The sequence below is a fragment of the Mesorhizobium sp. M0983 genome (genome assembly GCF_040318975.1).
Classification (GTDB): Bacteria; Pseudomonadota; Alphaproteobacteria; order Rhizobiales; family Rhizobiaceae; genus Mesorhizobium.
The window spans coordinates 88,849-106,358 of sequence record NZ_JAMYNH010000013.1; the positions used below are offsets into that span (position 1 = coordinate 88,849).

Genomic DNA, 17,510 nt, shown 5'->3' on the forward strand with positions numbered 1-17,510 from the left:
TTGGCAAAACGGACATTCAACGTGGCAAAACTGACAAATGACGGCTGCGCGTGATCTGATCGAAATCGGCCTTGTCTTGTATCCCGGCGTGCAGGAAGCAGCCGTGCTCGGCCTGACCGATCTTTTCATGCTGGCAAACCGGCTGGCTGTCGAGCGGTCGCCGGAGGCGGCGACGCTTCGCGTCAGCCATTGGCGGCTGCAGGAGGCGAGCCCAACGGTTATCCGCACCTTCGACAGCGGGTCCGGTGCTGGCCATGGACCTGCCATGGTCATCTTGCCCCCGACCCTAGGTGATCCGATTCCGCGCGAGGCGGCAGCACCCTATGCCGGCTGGCTCAGGGACCGCCACATGGCAGGGGCGACGCTCGGTTCGGTCTGCGCCGGCGCCTTCGTGCTTGCCGAGACCGGCCTGTTGTCCGGCCGTGCGGCGACGACGCACTGGGCCTATCGCGACGCGCTGGCGCTACGCTTTCCAGACATCCTGCTCGACGCCGACAGGCTGGTCATCGACGATGGCGATATCATCACCGCCGGCGGCTACATGGCCTGGACCGACCTTGGCCTCAAGCTGGTGGACAGGGTGCTCGGGTCAGCCGTCATGATGGACACGGCCCGTTTCATGCTGGTCGATCCGCCGGGCCGCGAGCAACGTTTTTACAGCCCGTTTGCGCCGCGACTGACCCATGGCGACGAAGCGATCCTCAAGGTGCAGCACTGGCTGCAGGCGAACGGCGCGCGTGACGTGACGCTTGGCGCCATGGCAGAGCATGCCGGACTGGAGGAGCGGACTTTCCTACGCAGGTTCCGCAACGCCACCGGCCTCAAGCCGACCGAATATTGTCAGCACCTGCGCGTCGGCAAGGCGCGCGAGATGCTGGAAACCACGATACGATCGATCGACCAGATCGCCTGGGAGGTCGGCTATGACGATCCCGGCTCCTTCCGCAAGGTATTCGCCAGGATAACCGGCCTGGTGCCCGGCGATTATCGCCGGCGCTTTGGCGTGGAATGAGCTGTGATTGCGGGTGGAGAGAGCTGAGGCCCGGCCGCCGCGCAATGGCGCTATCGATTCGATGCTGCCAAAGGCAAGCTCGCCGGGAAGAGAACCCCAACCACCCCATCTCCCGGCGAGCCTACTTACCTGATTGATACGCAATCAGGACCGGGATCAGCCGGCAAGCTCCTTGCTGCAAGACGGATGCCAGCTTTTGTTCCCGAAATGGGACAGTGGCTGAACTGGAACCGTCAAATCTCGAACTCGCCCTGCCCTTCATCCATGGCGCTGACCGTCTCGGCTGCGAGCGCTCGCGTTATCGGCGTCTTGCGCTCGAGCGCGGTGCGGTCGAGCCGTTCGACCACCCGCATGGCGGTGGCCAGCGAGCGTTCGATGCGGCGCACCAGGTATTGCACGACATGCGGCTCGACCTCGACCTGGCGGTCGGCGAACAGTTTTGTGATGACGCCGGCCAGCAAGAGATCGTCGGGCTCGTGGATCTCGACGGTAGCCGCCGCCTTGAGCCGCGACGCCAGGTCGGGCAGCCTGACGCCCCAGGCGGAGGGAAAGCGGCGCGCCGTCAACAGTAAGGTCGAGCCGGCGCCGCGCACCGCATTGATCAGGTGGAACAGGCCGTGCTCGTCGACCGGGCCGGCGTCGACATCGTCGATCAGGGCCGGATGCGCGCCGAGATTTTCGATACAGTCGCCGATGCGGGCGGCCTCCACTTTCACCGCGTCGGCGCGGGTCCGCCAGATCGAGGCCAGATGGGTTTTTCCCGAGCCGGCCGGCCCAGCCAGCACGACAACCGGCGACGGCCAGTCCGGCCAGCGGTCGACAAGCGCCGCGGCCTGGCTGTTGGTGGCGGAGACGACGAGCTCGTCACGCGAATAGCCGGTGCCGTGGCCTAGATCGAGCGGCAATTGGCGCGGCGGATCGATCTTGTTGTCCGGCATCTGGCTCAACCGCGCGCGCCCCCGCGGCGCCGAACCGGCAGCGGCGGCACCGGCTCGTCGGCATGGCCCTTGTAGAGCGGCGATTCGAGATAGCGCGCGATGGCGAAACGCACCAGAACGGCAACGGCGGCGGAAGCCGGAACGGCGATCAGCAGGCCGACGAAGCCGAACAGCGCGCCGAAGGCAAACAGCGCAAACATCAGCCATACCGGATGCAGGCCGACGCTTTTGCCGACTAACCGCGGCTGCAGGATGTTGCCCTCGATGAACTGGCCGACGAAGAACACGCCTGCCACTGCCGCGATCATGGTCCAGTCCGGCCAGAACTGGACGAAGGCAACGCCGACAGCCAGCACCAGCCCGGTCAGCGAGCCGACATAGGGGATGAACGAGATCAGCCCGGCGAACAGGCCGATGAGGATGCCGAAATTCAGGCCCGTCAGCGTCAGGCCGGTGGCATACATGGCGCCGAGCACCAGGCAGAGCGTACCCTGGCCGCGCACGAAGCCGGCGGTCGCGGTGTTGATGTCCCTGGCGATCGCCCGGACCGTCTTGACATAGTCGCGCGGCACCCAGCCGTCGACGATTGCCACCATGCGGTCCCAGTCGAGCAGCATGTAGAAGGCGACGACCGGCGTCACCACGAACAGGCTGACAACCGAGACCAGCGCCACGCCGGAGCTCCAGATCGAGGTGAAGACCGTAGTCAGGAGACCGAAGCCGGAGGTCAGCAGCGAGTTCAGCCCTTCGCGCAGGCCATTGGCGTCGACGCCGAATTTCTCTTCCAGCCATTTCGGGTCGAAACTGGTGATCAGGCTCTGCAGCCGGGTCAGATAGTCCGGCAGCTTGCTGGCGAAATCAGCCATCTGCGAGGCGAGCACCGGAACCAGGATGACGACGGCCAGCACCAGGACGACGATAAAGGCGATGAGGATGACCACCGTCGCCATCAGCCTGGACAGGCCGAGACGCTCCAGCCGGTCGGCGACAGGGTCGAGGAAATAGGCGAGCACCATGCCGGCGACGAAGGGCAGAAGGATGCCGCTGAAGACATAGAGGAAGACGGCGAGGATGATGGCGCTGACCAGCCAGAAGCGGATCTGGCGGCGAAACGACGCCGATGCCGCAGCCTCCGCTGCCGCGGCTTCGGCCTCGGCGTCGATCGACCGTTCGTCGGGTCCCTGGTGTTCAGGTGCCCCGCGTTCAGGTGCCGGGTGTGGAGCCTTCGCCATAGCCGCTCATATGCCTCAGCCAAGCCACGAGATAGGCCGCGGCCGAAGCCACGGTCAAGACCCCGGACAGCAATATGAGGGCCGGCCTCAGCGGATCGAGACGGATGTCAAAGGCGAGTTCGCCCAACACCACTGCCGCCAGCACGATCTGGATCGCGGTGTTGGCCTTCGACACCAGGAGCGGCTTCATCTCAACCGGATGCGCCATGACGGTGGACAAAAGCACGGCGCAGACGATCAGCGCGTCGCGCGACACCATGGTGATGACCAGCCATAGCGGCAACTCGCCGCTGATGCCCATGACCACGAAGACGGAGACCAGCAGCAGCTTGTCGGCCATCGGGTCGAGATAGGCGCCGAGCCTGGAAAACTGATTGAAATGGCGGGCGATGAAGCCGTCGACGCCGTCGGAAATGCCGGCAATGAGGAAGCCGGCAAAGGCCCAGTCCCAGCGTTCCTGCAGCATGGCCAGCACCACGGCCGGCACCAGCACGAAGCGCATGATCGTGATCATGTTGGGGATGGTCAAACGCATTATCCCGTCGCTCTTGTTTGTCGATACATGATGGAGATGGAGGGTCACGGCAAGTGAGAAGCGACAAAAGTTGGGCCGTGCACGGGTTTGTCGAGAGCGCACTGGCCGCGAAGCTATTTTGGAACAAGCGGCGCAGTGGCTGGACTCTTCGGCAACCATCAAGGCACCATGGCGCAACAAAGAGGGAGTGGAACCTTGTCTTTGGCCGTTGGCGAAGCGCGTAAGTATCTCGATACGTTCATGATGGGACATGGCTTTCGCCGCATCCGGAAAGGCGTCTTCGAAGTCGACCGGAGCGACGATATTAGCCTGATTCTCGAAGAAGCCTTTACTGCAAGCTCTGGCGATGTTCATGTGAACATGCTCGTTTACCTGGACTTTCTTACCGTCAGGCCGTTGCTTGAAAGGCTGTACGGCAAAAAATGGATCTGGCCCGGACTGTCGCAGTTTCATCCCGAAACGATATTTAACAATGAGCTGAAAGCTTATGGTCGTTACTTCGAGAACCTTGACCAGACGAGCATAGATAGGTTGCTGGGGAAATATGTCGAGCTGGCGCGACGGATCAGGGCTCAGAATCCGGACCTCGCCAGTTACGTCGCCGGACATAGCGAGCTGCTCGACAAACCTTACGAATTCACACAGCCCTTCGCCGTTCGGATCCTCGCGCTGATTGCCTGCGAAATCGAACTTGGGCACTACGAGCGGGTGAGGCAGGCTGTGCACTGGATTCGAACGAACAATAGCGGAATAGCGCTGAGCGGCTACGCCAAGGCACAACTCGACCGCGTCGACATGGTTCTGGCGGAACGAGAGGGACGTCCATAAGGGCGGCAGCTTGGGCGACTGTCCACTCTTTTGTCGAGCCAAGACAGTCTGATCCCGCCGTCATCCTTGCGAGGTGCGGCCGTTCATGCGAAGAGCCCGGGAAAGCAATAGCTTATTTTCCCTACTGCTGAATGACGATGGCGCAGAGAATCACAATCGCTTGGCGAGTAACGCTTTGCTATCTGGCCGGACTGACAGAAAGTCTGCTGGCTTTCGCATCTTTCGGAGCCCCGCACCGCAACATAGCGACGCAAGATCTTCTGTGGGCCTTCGCTCTTGAGCTGGCCGTGGGCGTGGTCGTCTCTTGGCCCCTCTGGCTGACGGCTGCGGTCGTGGCGTTTCTGTTCGCGAGGTCGGTCGTTGCAAATCCAGGTCTGTGGGCTGCCGCGGCGGCTTTGGTCGCCGCCGGCTTCTCGTATGGAATCCTGCCCTTCGACGGTGAAATCAGGTCTCTTGCCACCGTCGGTGGCCTCGCCGCAATTCTGGCGGGGATTTCTTTTTACTGTTGGAGTATATCGCGCCCGGTTCCGCCGGTATCCAACTGAAAACACCATCATCGCGCGCTTGCCTTGCGGGGCAAAACCGTTCATGCGAAGAGCCCGCAAGCGAATGAAACCAGCGACAGGCAAGCGCAACAGATGAGCAGGCGCCGGAAATGAGCAAGCGCAAGAACGCGCTCACCTATGCCGAAGCGGGCGTCGACATCGATGCCGGCAATCTCATGGTCGAGAAGATCAAGCCGCTGGTGCGTGCGACCCGCCGGCCGGGCGCCGATGGCGAGATCGGCGGCTTCGGCGGCCTGTTCGACCTAAAGGCCGCCGGCTTCACCGATCCGGTGCTGGTCGCCGCCAATGACGGCGTCGGCACCAAGCTGAAGATCGCCATCGACGCCGGCAAGCACGATACGATCGGCATCGACCTCGTCGCCATGTGCGTCAACGACATCGTCGTGCAAGGCGCCGAGCCGCTGTTCTTCCTCGACTATTTCGCCACCGGCAAGCTCGATCCCGACCAGGGTGCTTCGATCGTCGGTGGTATCGCCGCCGGCTGCCGGCAGGCCGGCTGCGCGCTGATCGGTGGCGAGACGGCGGAAATGCCGGGCATGTATCACGACAAGGACTACGACCTTGCCGGCTTTGCAGTTGGTGCCGCCGAACGCGGCCAGCTGTTGCCGACCGACGACATCGTCGAGGGCGACGTGCTGCTCGGCCTTGCCTCGTCGGGCCTGCATTCGAACGGCTTTTCGCTGGTCCGCCGCATCGTCGCGATAAGCGGCCTTGGCTGGGGCGATCCGGCGCCGTTCAATGACGAGGCGACACTGGCCGAGGCGCTGCTCGAGCCGACGCGCATCTACGTCAAGTCGATCCTCAAGGCGATCCGCAACACGCATGGCATCAAGGCGCTGGCCCATATCACCGGCGGCGGCTTTCCCGAAAACATCCCGCGCGTTCTGCCCAAGGATTTTTCGGCCGAGCTCGATCTCGGCGCCATCGAGGTGCCACCGGTGTTTTCGTGGCTGGCCAAGACCGGCGGCGTCGCGCCGGAAGAGATGATGCGCACCTTCAATTGCGGCATCGGCATGATCCTGGTCGTCGCCTCCGGTCAGGCGGCGCAGGTCGCCGCCGTTCTGCAGGAGGCCGGCGAGACGGTGACGCCGATCGGCCAGATCGTGCCGCGCCGCGATGCCGGCGTCATCTATCGGGGCTCGATCGGCCTATGACCAGAAAACGCACCGTAGTGCTTATTTCGGGGCGCGGCTCCAACATGACGGCGCTGATCGCGGCCGCCGGCAGCCCGGCCTATCCGGCCGAGATCGTCGGCGTCATCTCCGATCGCGCCAATGCCGCCGGCCTCGGCATCGCCGCGGCTCGCGGCATCGCCACCAAGGTGATTTCGCGCTCCGATTATGCCAGCAAGGAAGCGCATGACGGGGCGATCGATGCGGCCCTCTTGTCGTTCGGCGCCGAAATCGTCGCGCTGGCCGGCTATATGCGCATCCTCGGCGCGCGTTTCGTCGAGAAGTGGCAGGGCCGGATGGTCAATATCCACCCTGCCCTGCTGCCTGCCTTCAAGGGGCTGGATACGCACGCGCGAGCCATCCGCGCAGGCATGCGCATCCATGGCTGCACAGTGCATTTCGTCACGCTCGACATGGATGACGGGCCGATCATCGCCCAGGCCGCAGTGCCGGTGATGGTCGGCGACAATGAGGACACGCTGGCCGCGCGCGTGCTCAAGGCCGAGCACCAGCTCTATCCGCTGGCGCTGGGCCTGGTCGCCGAAGGCAAGGCGCGGATGGAAGGCGGCCGCACGGTGTTTTCGCGCTTCGCCGACGATGCCGACAATGCCACGTCGGTGGTGATCGCGCCCGACCCGCTGCGCGAAGAGACCGATCTCGAGCACCTGGCGCGGATAACGCCGTGAGGGTCCGTAGAAAAAGCCAATAAATCGTCGGGGTCGGCAGAAACAGACCAATGGACGTTTTCGACAGCGCGATCCGCACAAAAGGTGATCTCGCCGGCGTCTTCGAGTATGACGAGGCGGACGATCCGAACAGTGCCACGGCATATTTCTATCTTTGTCGAACCGAGGACGGGGCGGGCCGATTCTGTCATCGAAGCAATTCACATTCGATCGGGCGATTGGGCTATCACTGAAGCAGACATTTCGGTCAGATGGGATAAAGATGAACGGCGCGTAGGCCTGTTCATCTTTGGTGTGCTTTGGGCGAGTTTTGATACCGCCATGGGCACAAAGCATGGCGGCGGATATGGGAAAGACTTTCAGCCGGACATCCCTTGGACTTGAATTGAAACCATGAAGCAACTGCTGCTCCTGCGTCACGCCAAGTCGAGCTGGGACGATCCCGGCCTTATCGATTTCGACCGGCCGCTGTCCGGGCGCGGGCGGAAAGCAGCGCCGCTGGTCGGGCGCGAACTGACCCGGCGCGGCTGGCTGCCGGAGCTGGCGCTGGTGTCGCCGGCGCTGCGCACCCGCGACACATGGCGGCTGGTTTCGGCGGAATTGCCGGCGAAGGTGCAGGCCAAATTTGCCCAGGCGCTCTACGAGGCAGCGGCGGCGGACATCCTCGCCAAGGTGCGGCAAGTAAAGGCGGAGACCGGAACGCTGCTGGTGCTTGGCCACAATCCCGGGTTGGAGGAGTTCGCGCGCGGGCTTGCCGGGGCTGGATCGGATGAAGCGGCGCTGAAAAAGCTGGCGGAAAAATTCCCGACCGCGGCCCTGGCTCGGTTCGACGTCGATGGCGATTGGGCCGGTCTCACCTTCGGCAGCGCCCGACTGACGCACTGCATTTGGCCGAAGGATCTGCGTTAGGGATTTACCAACAGGCCGGGGGAAAAACCGCCGATCCCTCGACCGACCGAGCTTCGCACAAACAAGAGCGGCGGGCCAAGCCCGCCGTTCTTTGTGCTCCCGGGGTTTGAGGAACTAGCGGCCCCAGTTGCCCCGGCCAGATTGGGGCACTACGGGCTGATCCGTGCCGAATCGGGTCGTCGCCCCGGTGTCGACGGCGTTGTGCTCAGCCGCCAGCGGCTTGCGGATGGAACCGGTAAACCCGCTGTCGATAGCGCCGACAGGCGCATTGCCAACAGGCGCGGCCGGCTGGTTGGCACCGTCCGAACCATAGTGGTCGCTGCCGGCAAAGGCGCTGCCCGTGGCGGTGAGGACGATAGCGGCGATGGTAAGAGCAATCTTGGTCATTTCGGGTACTCCAGTGTGCTGGTCATTCGTGAGTTGTCGTTGCTTTCGACGCATTCGAGATGAGAGCGCTGCCCGCGCCGACGAATACGCATCGGCTTTTTCCGACGTGCACGTTGCTGGACGATTTCAGCAACCGAGATTGTGGCTACAGATGAAACCTGCAATTCAAAGTATTCGATTGGCGCAGGATTCGATCCAGCGCTCGTCCCGGCTGATACGCGAAAGCAAGAGTAGCGGGCCGAGCCCGCCGCTCTTTGTGTTCCGGGGCTGTGATAATCAGCGGCCCCAGATGCCTGGGCCGGATTCAGGCGCCACCGACTCGGAAGTCGTCTTGGCACCGGTATGCTCGGAAGTAACCGGCTTGCGGATCGAGCCGGTGAACGTGTTGTCAACGTTGGCAGCAGGAGCGGCCGGCTGGTTGACGTTGTCCGAGCCATAATGGTCGCTGCCCGCAAAAGCGGTGCCGGTGGCAACGAGGATGGCGGCGGCGGTAAGAGCGATCTTGGTCATTTCAGGTACTCCGGTATTTCTCTGTTCTGTCCGTCAAGTGGCGTGCCTTGGGAGGAATTCGCGTCGCTCGGACCACCCCGAGATGGGTCGGCACACCTGTCGTTTCCAATCACGAAAATTTTGTGCCGGTGCGCCAAATTGGCCGCTTGAAATCCGGCATGCGGCTCCTTCCGCCACAATGTGCTTGTTTATTTTCAATTGGTTATGCCGAAAAGCGGGATTTGCGGCGCGAGCATTCTTGAGCCGGCGTTCACCCCCTCCTGTATGCTCTGTCAACAGAACCGAACCGTTCGGTTTGACTTCTTTCTTTCGCTTGACTGATCTGCACTTCAGAGCCTCGATCGACATGCCTGCCGACCGATCAATGCCCAGTAAAAATCACGCTGCCAGCTCAGCGCCAGCGGTGTCATGCTTGGGCCGCGCGCTGGCCAGAAGCACCACGGGGCAGTTGCAGGCGGCTAAAACAGCGCCGGCGGTTTCGCCGAAGAACAGGTCCTCACCCGGACGTTGGGTGACACCCATCACGACGATCGCCGCGCCTTTGGCCGCCTCCCTAGTGATCGCCTTGTCGGGTGTGACGCGGGTATGGAACGCGGTGTCGATATGCAGGCCGTAGCGGCCCGCCAAGTCGGCGATGTCTTTCAGCACGGCCTCTTCGCGGCTATGCGACACGGATGTCGACCTGCGCCCCTTGGCTGCTTTTTGCGAGACGTAGAGAACCTTGATCCGCGCCCGGTTTGGACGGGCCAGCGCCAGCGCCAAGTCGGCGGCGCGGCGCGCCACCTGGGTACCGTTGACGGGGACGAGAATGCTGGTGCCGGCCTTCAGCGTTGGCATCTTTTCGGCAGCATTGCCGCCGTTCAGGACCAGGCAAAGCGGGCCGTCAAATCCTGCGGCAATGTCGTTGAGGGCCGGCGCGAAGGCGCCATCGGCGGTCAGCACATTGTCAAGGCCGACCAGCAACAGGCCGTATCCCTTGCGGGCCTCTTCGGCGATCGTCTCACCAGTGGCTTCCAACTCGGTGCGGGCCGTCAGGTGGACTTTGCCGACAAGCGTATCTTCGATCCGTTTTACCGCCTGGGCGCTTTTTTTTGCACCCTTCTTGATTTCCTGCAGGGCGCGCTCCTGCCCCTTGCTGTCGGCTGGCCTGTCAATTCGGCCGTCTTTCGGCTGAAGCAAGGTGGTGGGCAGGCGAAGCAAGGTGGTGGGCATGCCGCTGCCTCCGCCCACCAGTCCGGCGAGATGGGCAGTGAACTTGCCTATCCTGCTGTCGTCGACCAGCACCAGCAGCCGCTCCAGCCTGGAAATGAAGCCGTATTCGTCCAACGCCTCGCGCTCGACACGCTGCTGCTCGTCGTGCCCAACCGGCAGCCGGCCGAGCGCCCAGCGCAGCATCGGCGGCATGGCCAGCGTGGTGATCACGGCCATGGTGACGATCATGGTGAAGAGATTGTGCGACAGGATGTTCATCGACAGGCCGATGCTGGCGACGATCACCTCGGTCGAGCCGCGCGCGTTCATGGCGCTGCCCACGGCGATTGCTCCCTTGAACGACATGGCGGCGAGCCTAGCGCCGATGAACGCGCCGCCAAACTTGCCGATGCTGGCGATAACCACCAGAGCGCCCGTCAGCATGGCAAGCGTCGGATCGGCAAGCACTGTGAGATCGGCGGAAAGCCCCGCCATGCCGAAGAAGATCGGCATGAACAGCGCGGTGATGACGCCGCGCAGCTGGCCTTCGATATGGCTGGAGAGGATGGGCGATTCCCCGACAAGGATACCGGCGACGAACGCACCCAGCACCGTATGCACGCCTATCATATTGGTGATCAGCGCCATCACGCCCATGATGATGAGGATCATGGTGATCACAGCGAACTCGCTGTGGAATTGATCGTTGGTCCAGCGGATCAAGGTGAAGACAAGACGGCGGCCAATGGTGAAGGAGAACACCATGAACAGTGCCACCGCGGCGATGGTGGTCACCAGCGGCGCGAACTGCAGCCTGCCATTGGTGGCGATGCCGAAGGTTACGGCGATGATAAGCCAGCCGATCGTGTCCTCGATGATCGCCGAGGAAATAATCACCTGTCCGAGGTTGCGGCGCATGAAGTTCATCTCGCGCACCACCATGGCGACGATCTTGACCGACGAGATCGACAGCGCGGTGCCCAGGAACAGCCCGGCGACGGTGCGTTGCGTGGCGTCAGACAGCAATGCGTCCGGCAGGAACTGCGCCAGCGCGAAACCGCAGATGAAGGGCACCACGACGCCGGTCGCCGAAATGGAAAAACAGGCCGCGCCAACCCGGCGCACCAGCCGCAGGTCCGTCTCCATGCCGGTCAGCAAAAGCAGCATCAGGATGCCGAGCTGTGAGACGGCGTCGATCATGCCCTTTTGCGCAGGATCGCTGGGAAAGATCAGGTGCTGAGCCGATGGCCATAGCCAGCCGAACAGCGAAGGACCGAGCAGGATGCCGCCGATCAGTTGGCCCATGATTGCCGGCTGGCCATAGCGCTGCAGCACTTCGCCCAGGCCGCGCCCGACAAGCAGCAGCAGGACGATCTCGGCAACGAAAGCGCCTTCGCCCGAACCGCCCATTCCCGAAGCCTTGGTTCCGGCAACAAGCGTCTCCGCCGCCCGGGCCGCTCCTGCGGGGACGAATGCACAAACCAACAGCGCCAGGCTGGAACGTGTCGGAGCCTGCCAAGCCATGAAACCCCCATCGCCCAATGCACCTGCCCCACAACGCGCGACAGGCCGTTGCGTTGCTAGACAGGGCATTGCTAGACGTGGACGTCACCGAAGGAGAGTTCGCCGTCGTCGCTCTCCGTCAGGTAGGCTGCCATCAGCAGGCCGGCATAGAGGACGGCGACCAGCACGACGATGGCGCCCCCAGGAACTGGACCCAGCGCAGCACTGGCGACGGCCTCACGCATCGACCCGACGAAGCCGATGCGGACGCCTTCGTTTAAGAGGCTGGGGGTCGACAGTTTGAGGATCCAGGCCAGCAGCAGGATCAGCAGCATGTAGATGTAATTCCGACGCAGACGGCGCGCCAAAGCCACGCGTTGCGAAATCAGGAATTTTGGTGCGCGCAGGCTCTCGCCGACGATCAACAGCCAATCGGACGCGAAATCCGGCTGCGGCGAGAATACCTGTGCGAAATAGTGCCGTTCGAACTGGCGCACGCGAGCCCGATAGAAGTCGAAGAAGCGGTATCGCCGCGCCTCGATCCACAGCAGCAGCAGAACAAGCAGCATGGCAAACAGCAGCACGCCATGGTGAGCGCTGGCTGTCGAAAGCGAGACGGACAGCATCGCCGCGACAACCGTTATCGCCCAATTGCTCGTCCGGTCCAGGCGGTCGCGCCACCCAGCCATGCGCGCAATCTCGGCGCGATGGAAGTGGGACATCGTGGTTACGAGTTCGCCGGACGAAAGCGTTCGCCCGATGGGGTCCGGCGCCGCCAACGCTTCTGCCATGACCATGCCTCCACCCGCCATGCGAAACGGCCGGAGGAACATATCGTTCCGAACGCTTCAAGTTGCCGGGCGCAGCCAGACCTTGTTGTCGTGGAAGGCGGCGCCGCCATAGGGCGCCGGCGCATCGGCGCCAGTCAGCACGTTGATGCCCTCGCCGCGCTCATGGGCGCTGTTCGGCCAGATGCCTTCGGCGATGACCACGCCGCGCTTGATGCCGTCGAACAGTTTTGCGTGCAGCACCACTTCGCCACGCTGGTTGCCGACTTCGATGCGGCCGCCGTCGGCGACGCCGAGTGCCGCCGCATCATCGGGATGCAAGAGCAGCTCCGGCCGGCGCTCTTTTGCCTGCGACACCGGCGTTTCGGTGAAGGTCGAATTGAGGAAATTGCGCGCCGGCGAGGTGGTCAGCCGGAACGGGTGCGCCTCGTCCGCCACCTCGATCAGATCGACATGGTCGGGGAATTCCGGCAGGCTCGCCACCGGCCCGAACAGGCCCATGCTTTTCGGTGGCCGATTGGGCGACGCCTGGCCCGTCCAGTCGGCGCGAAAATGAAACTTCTTGTCGGCATGGCCGAAGCCGTCGAGGTAATGCGCGGCATCGAAATCCGGCTGCAAATCGACCCATTTCTGCTCTTTCAGGCTCGAAAAGCTGCCCAGCCCGCGCTTGCCCAGAATGACGTCGATATGCTGCTGCTCGGTCATGCCGAAGCCCGGGCGATCGGCGACACCGAGTCTTTTGCCGAGTTCCTCGATGACGAAATGGTTGGTGCGCGGACCTTCCGGCGGGTCGATCAGCTTCGGCCCGAGCGTGATGTGCTGGTTGCCGCCGCCCTTGTAGACGTCGTCATGCTCAAGAAACATCGTCGCCGGCAGCACCACATCGGCGAGCTTGGCGGTGTCGGTCATGAACTGCTCGTGCACGCAGGAGAACAGATCGTCGCGCAAAAAACCCTGCTTCACCAGCCGCTGCTCCGGCGCGACATTGACCGGATTGGTGTTCTGGATCAGCAGCGCCGTCACCGGCGGGCCCCCATAGAGCGCATCCTCAGCCCCGGTCAGCACCGGGCCGATGCGCGAATGGTCGAGATGACGGATCGCGGGGTCGCGCATCCGCGTGCCTTCGAGCAGTTCCTGATTGAGCTTGAAGATGCCCGAATTGGTATGGAAGGCGCCGCCGCCTTCATATTGCCAGCAGCCGGTGACCGCGGCGATCGAGGCTGCGGCGTGCATGTTGACCGAACCGTTGCGCTGGCGCGAAAACCCGTAGCCGAGGCGGAAGTAGGTCTTGTTCGTCGTGCCGACGAGACGGGCGAAGGTCTCGATTTCGTCGACAGAAAGCCCGGTGATATCAGCGGCCCATTGCGGCGTCCTCGTTTGAAGATGCGCTTCCAGACCATGCGGGTCGTCGGTGTATTTTTCCAAATAAGCGCGGTCGGCCATGCCGTCACGGAACAGCACGTGCATCACCGCGCAGGCCAGCGCGCCGTCGGTGCCGGGCTTCAGCACTAGGCCGAGATCGGCCTGCTTCATCGTCGCGTTCTCGTAAACATCGATGACGACGATCTTGGCTGCGCGTTCCTTGCGCGCCTTGATGGCGTGGGTCATGACGTTGACCTGCGTGACCACGGCGTTGGTGCCCCAGATCACCACGCAGTCGGATTTGCCCATCTCGCGCGGATCGGGGCCGCGCAGTGCGCCTGCCCCCATCATCCAGCCGGTCCAGGCCAGATTGGTGCAGATCGAACCGAAGAAGCCGGAGTATTTCTTGGCATGCCTGAGCCGCTCGATGCCGTCGCGCTGCACCAGACCCATCGTGCCGGCATAGTAATAGGGCCAGACCGTCTCCGAGCCGAATTTTGCCTCCGCCGCGATGAACTTTTCGGCGACAAGGTCGAGTGCGGCCTCCCAGCTCGCTTCCTTCCAGGCGCCCTCGCCCTTGGCGCCCGCCCGGATCAGCGGTTTCAGCAGGCGGTCGGGATGATGGACGCGGTCGGCGTAGCGGGCGACCTTGGCGCAGATGACGCCGGCCGTGTAGCTGTTGGCCTTGGCGCCATGGACGCGGCCGATACGCCTGGCGTCAAGCAACTCGACCTCGAGCGCGCAGGTTGAGGGACAATCATGCGGACAGGCCGAATGGCCGATTTTGAGCTTGGCGTGCTGATTCATGGGAGCAAACTAGCCGGTTGTGATAGCGGCGTGTAGGGCCAGTTACACGCCATCAATGCGCTTGAACAAGGCGTTGTAGGCACCGCATTTCGGGCAATGTATGTGGCGCTCGACATGCGATGATCCGGCTCCGGCGTCGATGACCAGCAGATTGCCGTCTCCACACTCAGGACATTTTACGACAGCTCCGGAATTGACGGCCAAAACCTTGGCAGCTTCGATCCACAGTTTTGCCGACATCGTCCTACTCCGCCGTGCCTTCCTCGTACTCCGCCGACATCGACAGCCATTTCTCCTCGTGGCCGGCCAGCTGTTGCGCGAGTTGTGAGCGTTCCTTGGCCAGCCTTGTCGCGGTCGAGGGGTCCTTTTCGTAGACGGCCGGATTGGCGAGTTCGTCCTCGATCAGGTCGATGCGCTTGCGGAGGCGGTCCATCAGCGCTTCGGTGGCGCGGATTTCCTTGGCCAGCGGCTCGAAAGCGGCGCGGCGCGCGGCTGCATCGCGGCGGCGGTCGGCCTTCGAGGCTTTGTCCGCCTCGCGCTTGCCGCGGCGGTCGCCGGAGACGCCGGTGACCAGCGTCTTGTAGTCCTCGAGGTCGCCGTCATACGGGTTAACCGCGCCCTCCTTGACCAGCCACAGCCGGTCGGCGGTCGCTTCGAGCAGATGGCGGTCGTGCGAGATCAGGATGACGGCGCCGGGAAAATCGTTCAGCGCATGGATCAGCGATTCACGGCTGTCGATGTCGAGATGGTTGGTCGGCTCGTCGAGGATGAACAGGTTCGGCCCCTCGAAGGCCGACAGGCCCATCAGGAGCCGCGCCTTTTCGCCGCCGGACAGGTCTTTGGCGGCGGTGTTCATCTTTTCGGTGGTCAGGCCGAACTGCGCGACGCGGCCGCGCACCTTGGATTCCGGCGCGTCCGGCATCAGCCGGCGGACATGCTCATAGGCGTTTTCGTCGGGCCTGAGGTCGTCGAGCTGGTGCTGGGCGAAGATTGCCACCTTCAGCCCGGGCGCCACGGTCATGCCGCCGGTCTCCGGCTTCAGCCGGCCGGCCAACAGCTTGGCGAAGGTCGACTTGCCGTTGCCGTTGGCGCCGAGCAGCGCGATGCGGTCGTCGGCATCGACGCGCAGCGTCATCTTCTTCAGGATCGGCGCACCCTCGGTATAGCCGACATTGACGTTGTTCAGCGCGATGATCGGCGAGGCCACCGTCTTCACCGGCTCCGGAAAGGAGAACGGCCGAACCGTGTCGTTCACAATCGCGGCGATCGGCTTCATCTTCTCCAGCGCCTTGATGCGCGACTGCGCCTGCCTCGCCTTCGACGCCTTGGCGCGGAAGCGCTCGACGAAGGATTCCATGTGCTTGCGCGCGGCTTCCTGCTTCACGCGGCCCTTCTCCTGCAATTCGCGCTGCTCGGTATATTGGCGCTCGAACTGATCGTAGCCGCCGCGCCAGAACGTCAGCTTCTTCTGGTCGAGATGGACGATCGAATTGACGGCTCGGTTGAGCAGGTCGCGGTCGTGCGAAATCAGCAGCACAGTGTGCGGGTATTTCGACACGTAGTTTTCCAGCCACAGCGTGCCTTCGAGATCGAGATAATTGGTCGGCTCGTCGAGCAGCAGCAGATCGGGCTCGGCAAACAGCACCGCGGCCAGCGCGACGCGCATGCGCCAGCCGCCGGAGAAGGACGAGGCCGGGCGCCGTTGTGCGGCGTCGTCGAAGCCGAGGCCGGCGAGAATGGTGGCGGCGCGTGACTCGGCCGAGTGCGCATCGATATCGGCCAGCCGCATATGGATATCGGCGATGCGGTGCGGATCGGTCGCCGTCTTTTCCTCTTCGAGCAGCGCACTCCGTTCAAGGTCGGCCTTGAGCACGATCTCGATCAGCGGCTCCTCGGTGCCCGGCGCTTCCTGAGCGACCTGGCCGATGCGTGTGTTCTTGGGCAGACTGATCGAGCCGGTCTCGGAGGCGAGGTCGCCGGTGATCGCCTTGAACAAGGTCGTCTTGCCGGTGCCGTTGCGGCCGACAAGGCCAGCCTTGCTGCCGGCCGGCAAGGTCAGCGAGGCATGGTCGAGAAGCAGGCGTCCGGCCATGCGGAGCGAAAGGTCGTTGATGATCAGCATGGCCGCGCTTTTGCACGGGACAACCATGCTTCGCAAGGGCTTGAGCCCCGGTTCGCCGCATAAGGCGCGAAAACCGGCAAGCAGGTGACGCCGACCCCCGCGCACCGCGACTTCCCGCAAAACGCAAAAAGAACCCGCTATCCTGAGGGGGGACAAGGAAAGCGGGTTCTTTCGTGAACGGCGGCCTTGGGAGCGTCCGATCGACACCCAAACACGCAGCAGCCGGGTTTGTTCCATGGGATAGACAAACCATGTGATGAACAAACGCCGGCGTGGCGGCAGGTTTGTCCACAGGGCGTGCCGTTTGTACGCTATCGGACCATGACGCTGCGGAAAGACTCGGCTATTCTTGGATGTGCGGCGGGCCTGATCTCCGCCTGGCCGGCGTCATCAGCTTCCTCCCAAGCGGCGCCGGCCACCCTTTTTTGACCGGCGCCGACGCCATTTGAAGCGGTCATTGTTTCGGCGGCGTGCCGGGCTGATCGCCGCCGGTCGTCGACTTCGGCACCGGATTCTTGTCGACCTGCGGATTCTGCTCGACCGTATCGCCAGGGGCCTTGGTCGGCTGGATGTTGTTGTCGCAACCCGCAACGGTCAGCGCTGCCACAAGCAGCAGGATTGAGCGCTTTTTCATCGCAGTCTCCTCTCGCCCGACAACGAGGCGTCGGCGATTTGGTTGCGCGATCGGTGTCGTTCCCGCATTCGCCGAGCAGTCGGGGAACAAAATGCCGCGTCTCCGGTTGCTCCAGAATCAATGGAGGAAGCCATGATCCGTCTGCTTATCGCCGGGGCAATCGTCTATGTTGCCTATCGCGTCGCCAAGAAAGTGATCGACGAGGTGCCCGACGATTTCGATCCGCTGCTGCTGCCGCCACCAGAAGACGATCGCGAGGCGCTGCGGCGGCAATCGGCAAGGATGGGCGTCGAGCCCGGGCGTTAGTCAACAGGCCTGCCCGCAAGGC

General features: G+C 63.3%; 19 protein-coding genes. 7 read left to right on the plus strand and 12 right to left on the minus strand.

Annotated elements, in window-relative coordinates:
- The first annotated feature begins 37 nt into the window (after nt 1–37).
- Nucleotides 38–1,012, plus strand: a complete 975-nt coding sequence (locus tag NKH71_RS22380) for a GlxA family transcriptional regulator (RefSeq protein WP_352895338.1) — start codon at nt 38–40, stop codon at nt 1,010–1,012.
- A 233-nt stretch (nt 1,013–1,245) separates the two neighbouring features.
- On the opposite strand, the gene hdaA is transcribed toward NKH71_RS22380, so the two are convergent.
- The 3 genes from hdaA to NKH71_RS22395 are packed head-to-tail and all read right to left on the minus strand — an operon-like array spanning nt 1,246 to nt 3,711.
- Nucleotides 1,246–1,950 (minus strand): DnaA regulatory inactivator HdaA, encoded by a 705-nt coding sequence (hdaA, locus tag NKH71_RS22385; RefSeq protein WP_023719758.1) that lies wholly within the window; start codon nt 1,948–1,950, stop codon nt 1,246–1,248.
- A 5-nt stretch (nt 1,951–1,955) separates the two neighbouring features.
- Nucleotides 1,956–3,182 carry an AI-2E family transporter gene (locus NKH71_RS22390; RefSeq protein ID WP_023719759.1) on the minus strand — a complete coding sequence of 409 codons (1,227 nt, stop codon included), beginning with the start codon at nt 3,180–3,182 and terminating at the stop codon, nt 1,956–1,958.
- Nucleotides 3,154–3,711 (minus strand): CDP-alcohol phosphatidyltransferase family protein, encoded by a 558-nt coding sequence (locus tag NKH71_RS22395; RefSeq protein ID WP_023719760.1) that lies wholly within the window; start codon nt 3,709–3,711, stop codon nt 3,154–3,156. The genes NKH71_RS22390 and NKH71_RS22395 overlap by 29 nt, the downstream gene beginning before the upstream one ends.
- A 141-nt stretch (nt 3,712–3,852) precedes the next feature.
- Here NKH71_RS22395 and NKH71_RS22400 point away from each other — a divergent pair, with 141 nt between their 5' ends.
- On the plus strand, nt 3,853–4,545 hold the full coding sequence (locus NKH71_RS22400) for a hypothetical protein (protein ID WP_023719761.1): 693 nt from the start codon (nt 3,853–3,855) through the stop codon (nt 4,543–4,545).
- An 83-nt stretch (nt 4,546–4,628) separates the two neighbouring features.
- Here the strand turns inward: NKH71_RS22400 and NKH71_RS22405 are convergent, their stop codons facing one another.
- On the minus strand, nt 4,629–5,135 hold the full coding sequence (locus NKH71_RS22405) for a hypothetical protein (RefSeq protein WP_156948088.1): 507 nt from the start codon (nt 5,133–5,135) through the stop codon (nt 4,629–4,631).
- A 65-nt stretch (nt 5,136–5,200) separates the two neighbouring features.
- On the opposite strand from NKH71_RS22405, the gene purM reads away from it, so the two are divergent.
- From purM to NKH71_RS22425, 4 genes are all read left to right on the plus strand, one after another.
- Entirely contained in the window at nt 5,201–6,265 is a 1,065-nt protein-coding gene (gene purM, locus NKH71_RS22410) for a phosphoribosylformylglycinamidine cyclo-ligase (RefSeq protein ID WP_352895339.1), read from the plus strand.
- Nucleotides 6,262–6,969, plus strand: coding sequence for a phosphoribosylglycinamide formyltransferase (gene purN / locus NKH71_RS22415; RefSeq protein WP_023719764.1), 708 nt, complete (start codon nt 6,262–6,264; stop codon nt 6,967–6,969). Before purM ends, purN begins: the two co-directional genes overlap by 4 nt.
- 50 nt (nt 6,970–7,019) lie before the next feature.
- Complete coding sequence (locus NKH71_RS22420) at nt 7,020–7,202, plus strand: hypothetical protein (RefSeq protein ID WP_352856494.1); 183 nt, start codon at nt 7,020–7,022, stop codon at nt 7,200–7,202.
- A 160-nt stretch (nt 7,203–7,362) separates the two neighbouring features.
- Nucleotides 7,363–7,878: a SixA phosphatase family protein gene (locus tag NKH71_RS22425; RefSeq protein ID WP_352791304.1), complete on the plus strand. Its 516-nt coding sequence runs from the start codon at nt 7,363–7,365 to the stop codon at nt 7,876–7,878.
- Between the two features lie 114 nt (nt 7,879–7,992).
- On the opposite strand, the gene NKH71_RS22430 is transcribed toward NKH71_RS22425, so the two are convergent.
- The 8 genes from NKH71_RS22430 to NKH71_RS22465 all read right to left on the minus strand — a co-directional run bounded on the left by NKH71_RS22430 (nt 7,993) and on the right by NKH71_RS22465 (nt 17,182).
- The gene (locus NKH71_RS22430; RefSeq protein WP_023719767.1) at nt 7,993–8,265 is read right to left on the minus strand and encodes a DUF680 domain-containing protein; all 273 of its coding nucleotides are present in this window, start codon (nt 8,263–8,265) and stop codon (nt 7,993–7,995) included.
- Nucleotides 8,266–8,541: 276 nt separating this feature from the next.
- Nucleotides 8,542–8,775, minus strand: coding sequence for a DUF680 domain-containing protein (locus NKH71_RS22435; RefSeq protein ID WP_023719768.1), 234 nt, complete (start codon nt 8,773–8,775; stop codon nt 8,542–8,544).
- Nucleotides 8,776–9,153: 378 nt separating this feature from the next.
- Nucleotides 9,154–11,376 (minus strand): cation:proton antiporter domain-containing protein, encoded by a 2,223-nt coding sequence (locus NKH71_RS22440; RefSeq protein WP_502900412.1) that lies wholly within the window; start codon nt 11,374–11,376, stop codon nt 9,154–9,156.
- 185 nt (nt 11,377–11,561) lie between these two features.
- Nucleotides 11,562–12,260 carry a DUF2270 domain-containing protein gene (locus NKH71_RS22445; protein ID WP_023719770.1) on the minus strand — a complete coding sequence of 233 codons (699 nt, stop codon included), beginning with the start codon at nt 12,258–12,260 and terminating at the stop codon, nt 11,562–11,564.
- 57 nt (nt 12,261–12,317) lie between these two features.
- Nucleotides 12,318–14,426, minus strand: a complete 2,109-nt coding sequence (locus NKH71_RS22450) for a molybdopterin-containing oxidoreductase family protein (RefSeq protein ID WP_352791881.1) — start codon at nt 14,424–14,426, stop codon at nt 12,318–12,320.
- A 42-nt stretch (nt 14,427–14,468) separates the two neighbouring features.
- A complete protein-coding gene (locus NKH71_RS22455) occupies nt 14,469–14,666 on the minus strand; it encodes a hypothetical protein (protein WP_023719772.1) in 198 nt (65 codons plus the stop codon).
- 4 nt (nt 14,667–14,670) lie between these two features.
- A complete protein-coding gene (locus NKH71_RS22460; RefSeq protein ID WP_023719773.1) occupies nt 14,671–16,548 on the minus strand; it encodes an ABC-F family ATP-binding cassette domain-containing protein in 1,878 nt (625 codons plus the stop codon).
- Between the two features lie 454 nt (nt 16,549–17,002).
- Nucleotides 17,003–17,182, minus strand: coding sequence for a membrane lipoprotein lipid attachment site-containing protein (locus NKH71_RS22465; RefSeq protein ID WP_023719775.1), 180 nt, complete (start codon nt 17,180–17,182; stop codon nt 17,003–17,005).
- Nucleotides 17,183–17,314: 132 nt separating this feature from the next.
- Between NKH71_RS22465 and NKH71_RS22470 the strand changes: the two genes are divergently transcribed.
- A complete protein-coding gene (locus NKH71_RS22470; RefSeq protein ID WP_023719776.1) occupies nt 17,315–17,488 on the plus strand; it encodes a hypothetical protein in 174 nt (57 codons plus the stop codon).
- Nucleotides 17,489–17,510 lie beyond the last annotated feature (22 nt).

Bases quoted from the DNA above. Each gene is read 5' to 3' on its own strand.
- NKH71_RS22440 (WP_502900412.1), bottom strand. From the start codon at position 11,376: ATGGGCGGTTCGGGCGAAGGCGCTTTCGTTGCCGAGATCGTCCTGCTG.
- NKH71_RS22405 (WP_156948088.1), bottom strand. From the start codon at position 5,135: ATGAACGGTTTTGCCCCGCAAGGCAAGCGCGCGATGATGGTGTTTTCA.
- NKH71_RS22425 (WP_352791304.1), top strand. From the start codon at position 7,363: ATGAAGCAACTGCTGCTCCTGCGTCACGCCAAGTCGAGCTGGGACGAT.
- NKH71_RS22420 (WP_352856494.1), top strand. From the start codon at position 7,020: ATGGACGTTTTCGACAGCGCGATCCGCACAAAAGGTGATCTCGCCGGC.
- hdaA (WP_023719758.1), bottom strand. From the start codon at position 1,950: ATGCCGGACAACAAGATCGATCCGCCGCGCCAATTGCCGCTCGATCTA.
- NKH71_RS22465 (WP_023719775.1), bottom strand. From the start codon at position 17,182: ATGAAAAAGCGCTCAATCCTGCTGCTTGTGGCAGCGCTGACCGTTGCG.
- NKH71_RS22445 (WP_023719770.1), bottom strand. From the start codon at position 12,260: ATGGCAGAAGCGTTGGCGGCGCCGGACCCCATCGGGCGAACGCTTTCG.
- NKH71_RS22390 (WP_023719759.1), bottom strand. From the start codon at position 3,182: ATGGCGAAGGCTCCACACCCGGCACCTGAACGCGGGGCACCTGAACAC.
- NKH71_RS22450 (WP_352791881.1), bottom strand. From the start codon at position 14,426: ATGAATCAGCACGCCAAGCTCAAAATCGGCCATTCGGCCTGTCCGCAT.
- NKH71_RS22435 (WP_023719768.1), bottom strand. From the start codon at position 8,775: ATGACCAAGATCGCTCTTACCGCCGCCGCCATCCTCGTTGCCACCGGC.
- purN (WP_023719764.1), top strand. From the start codon at position 6,262: ATGACCAGAAAACGCACCGTAGTGCTTATTTCGGGGCGCGGCTCCAAC.
- NKH71_RS22430 (WP_023719767.1), bottom strand. From the start codon at position 8,265: ATGACCAAGATTGCTCTTACCATCGCCGCTATCGTCCTCACCGCCACG.
- NKH71_RS22470 (WP_023719776.1), top strand. From the start codon at position 17,315: ATGATCCGTCTGCTTATCGCCGGGGCAATCGTCTATGTTGCCTATCGC.
- NKH71_RS22380 (WP_352895338.1), top strand. From the start codon at position 38: ATGACGGCTGCGCGTGATCTGATCGAAATCGGCCTTGTCTTGTATCCC.
- purM (WP_352895339.1), top strand. From the start codon at position 5,201: ATGAGCAAGCGCAAGAACGCGCTCACCTATGCCGAAGCGGGCGTCGAC.
- NKH71_RS22455 (WP_023719772.1), bottom strand. From the start codon at position 14,666: ATGTCGGCAAAACTGTGGATCGAAGCTGCCAAGGTTTTGGCCGTCAAT.
- NKH71_RS22460 (WP_023719773.1), bottom strand. From the start codon at position 16,548: ATGCTGATCATCAACGACCTTTCGCTCCGCATGGCCGGACGCCTGCTT.